Genomic DNA, 2,621 nt, shown 5'->3' with positions numbered 1-2,621 from the left:
GGCCGGTGGGCCGCACCCCACGAAGGGATGCGGCCCACCGGCCGTTCGGTCTGTCTCGGGTCGGGCGTCGGCGGCGCCTCGTCTCAGCGCACCTCGGTGATCTCAGGACCGCGCTGGAGCTGTCCCATGCCGCCGGAGAAGCGGGAGCCTTCCTGCTCCTCCTGCTGAACGCCCTCGGCCACCATCTGCGCGTCGTCCGGCAGCTTCAGGACGATCGGGTCACGCGGAGCCATCGGCCCTTCGCCGCGTACGACCACGGTGTCCCGGAAGATCTGCTCCAGCAGCCCGGCGGCCTGCGGCTGCACCGCGCCCTGTCCGGAGATCACGCCGCGCAGGAACCAGCGCGGTCCGTCGACGCCGATGAAGCGCACGAGCTGCACACCACCGGTGCCGTCCGGGAGCTGTACGGGGACCTGGGCGCGCAGCTCCCAGCCCAGCGGGCCCTCGACCTCGTCGATGATGCCGCCCTGCTGGGTGATGCCGGAGGCGATCTCCTCACGGACCTCGCCCCAGATACCTTCCTTCTTGGGCGCCGCGAACGCCTGGAGCTGTACGGCGCTGTCGCGCACGACGACCGTGGCGGCCACGATCGCGTCACCGGCGACCTCGACACGCAGCTCCATGCCCTCGACCCCGGGAACGAAGATCCCGCCCAGATCGACCCGGCCCTCCTCGGGCCTGGAGACCTCGGAGATGTCCCAGGGACCGTCCGGCCTGGGCGCCGGCGGAAGGTTCACCCTGCGGGACGCGGTCGTCCCGCCGGCCTTCGCGTCGGCACCGGCCTCGTCGGTGAACTGCTCGGCCTCGCCCGCTGCGTCCGCCGCGTCCGCTGCGGAACCACTCTTCTTGCGACGTCCGAACACGTCACTGTCCTTCCCGGTCGGATACGACCGAAGCGTATCGATTCCCGCCCTGTACGCCGCCCACGGCGGCATGACCGCCGGTGGACCCGAAGCCCCCGTCGCCCCGCGCGGACCCGGGAAGCTCCGCCACCTCGTGGAAGCGGACCTTCTCGACCTGCTGGACGACCAGTTGGGCAATCCGGTCGAACCGCTCGAACCGCACGCTCTCGCGCGGGTCCAGATTGACCACGATCACTTTGATCTCTCCACGGTACCCGGCATCCACCGTCCCCGGGGCATTCACCATGGCGACTCCGCAGCGGGCCGCCAGCCCGGAGCGCGGGTGCACGAAGGCGGCGTACCCGTCGGGCAGCGCGATGGAGACTCCCGTGGGCAGTACGGCCCGCTCTCCCGGGGCCAGCTCGGCGGCCTCCGTGGTCACCAGATCAACTCCGGCGTCGCCCGGATGCGCGTACGACGGAAGCGGAACCTCCGGGTCGATACGGCGGATCAGTACGTCGACAGGGACGGAAGGCGTATGGCTCATGGGTTCACCTCGAAGGCGCGGGCCCGCCTGATCTGGTCCGGATCGGCCATCGCGGCCCGGATCTCCTCCTGGCGGCCGTTCTCGATGAAGTGGTCGACCTTGACCTCGATGAACAGCGCGTCGGCGCGGACGGCGACGGGCCCGTCGGGGCCGCCGATCCGGCCGGTGGCGGTGCAGTAGATCTTCCGACCGTGGACGGCGGTGGTCCGGGCCTCCAGATACAGCAGCGTGCCCACGGGCACGGGCCGGACGAACTCGGTCTGGAGCCGGCCGGTCACCGCGATCACCCGCAGCAGCCAGTTCAGCGAGCCCAGCGTCTCGTCGAGCGCGGTGGCGAGGACGCCGCCGTGCGCGAGACCGGGAGCGCCCTGGTGGCCTGGCTTGACGGTGAACTCGGCGGTGATGCTGACACCCTCGCCCGCACGCGCCCTGAGCTGAAGGCCGTGCGGCTGTGCCTCGCCGCAGCCGAAGCAGTGCTCGTAGTGCGCTCCGAGCAGCTCGCCGGGCGCGGGTGCGTCGGGGTGCCGGACCGGCGGTCCGGCGTCGGCCGGAGGTGTCAGGGCCCCCGGTCCTGTGGAGGGTCCGGGCGGCGTCCCCGGGGATGGCACGTTGCTCACAGGCGCAGACCTTACCCGCGCGGTGGCCCAGCGACAGCACCGTGCCAAGCTTGGCTCCATGGAGCACTCCGCCGCACGCTACGACGAACGTCTGACCGCACCCGGTTCCTGGTGGGCCATAGCCGCTCTCATCGCGGTGGCGGGAGGTCTGATCACCCTGCCGCTGGGGCCGTTGCCGCTGCTCGGCGGTGTGATCGGCGCCGGAGCGCTGGCGGCGGCCGGAGTGAGTTCGTACGGCTCCGCGCGGATCAGGGTGGTGGCGGACTCGCTGGTCGCGGGCGATGCCAGGATCCCGGTCTCGGCGCTCGGCGAGGCGGAGGTGCTCGGCCCGGAGGAGGCGCGGGACTGGCGGCTGCACAAAGCCGATCCACGCGCCTTCATGCTGATGCGCAGCTATGTGCCGACCGCGCTGCGCGTGGAGATCACGGATCCGGACGATCCGACTCCGTACGTCTATCTCTCGACGCGGAACCCACAGGCACTGGCCACCGCGCTGGACGCGGTACGAACCAACTGAGGACGCGGAGCCTCACTCGGCGCTCCGGCCCGCGAGCCCTAGGGTCTTTCGTTTGGATCTGGCCGGATCAGGGAGCGCCCGCCGCGGGAGCGGCTGAT

At 71.5% G+C, this 2,621-nt stretch carries 4 protein-coding genes; 1 reads left to right on the top strand and 3 read right to left on the bottom strand.

Annotated elements, in window-relative coordinates:
• Nucleotides 1-83: 83 nt before the first annotated feature.
• From GA0115259_RS33870 to GA0115259_RS33860, 3 genes are read right to left on the bottom strand one after another with little or no spacing between them, the layout of a single operon-like run.
• Complete coding sequence (locus tag GA0115259_RS33870) at nt 84-863, bottom strand: DUF3710 domain-containing protein (RefSeq protein WP_066946101.1); 780 nt, start codon at nt 861-863, stop codon at nt 84-86.
• 1 nt (nt 864) lies between these two features.
• On the bottom strand, nt 865-1,389 hold the full coding sequence (gene dut / locus GA0115259_RS33865) for a dUTP diphosphatase (RefSeq protein ID WP_093604011.1): 525 nt from the start codon (nt 1,387-1,389) through the stop codon (nt 865-867).
• Nucleotides 1,386-2,006 (bottom strand): PaaI family thioesterase, encoded by a 621-nt coding sequence (locus GA0115259_RS33860; RefSeq protein WP_256098262.1) that lies wholly within the window; start codon nt 2,004-2,006, stop codon nt 1,386-1,388. The genes dut and GA0115259_RS33860 overlap by 4 nt, the downstream gene beginning before the upstream one ends.
• Nucleotides 2,007-2,064: 58 nt before the next feature.
• Between GA0115259_RS33860 and GA0115259_RS33855 the strand changes: the two genes are divergently transcribed.
• Entirely contained in the window at nt 2,065-2,523 is a 459-nt protein-coding gene (locus tag GA0115259_RS33855; RefSeq protein WP_093604007.1) for a DUF3093 domain-containing protein, read from the top strand.
• The last annotated feature ends 98 nt before the right edge of the window (nt 2,524-2,621 follow it).

The sequence above is a fragment of the Streptomyces sp. MnatMP-M17 genome, assembly GCF_900091995.1.
In the GTDB taxonomy this organism is placed as follows: Bacteria; Actinomycetota; Actinomycetes; order Streptomycetales; family Streptomycetaceae; genus Streptomyces.
This window is presented reverse-complemented; position numbering and strand designations above follow the sequence as displayed.

Coding starts and splice junctions, on each gene's coding strand:
- dut (WP_093604011.1), bottom strand. CDS start 1,389: ATGAGCCATACGCCTTCCGTCCCTGTCGACGTACTGATCCGCCGTATC.
- GA0115259_RS33855 (WP_093604007.1), top strand. CDS start 2,065: ATGGAGCACTCCGCCGCACGCTACGACGAACGTCTGACCGCACCCGGT.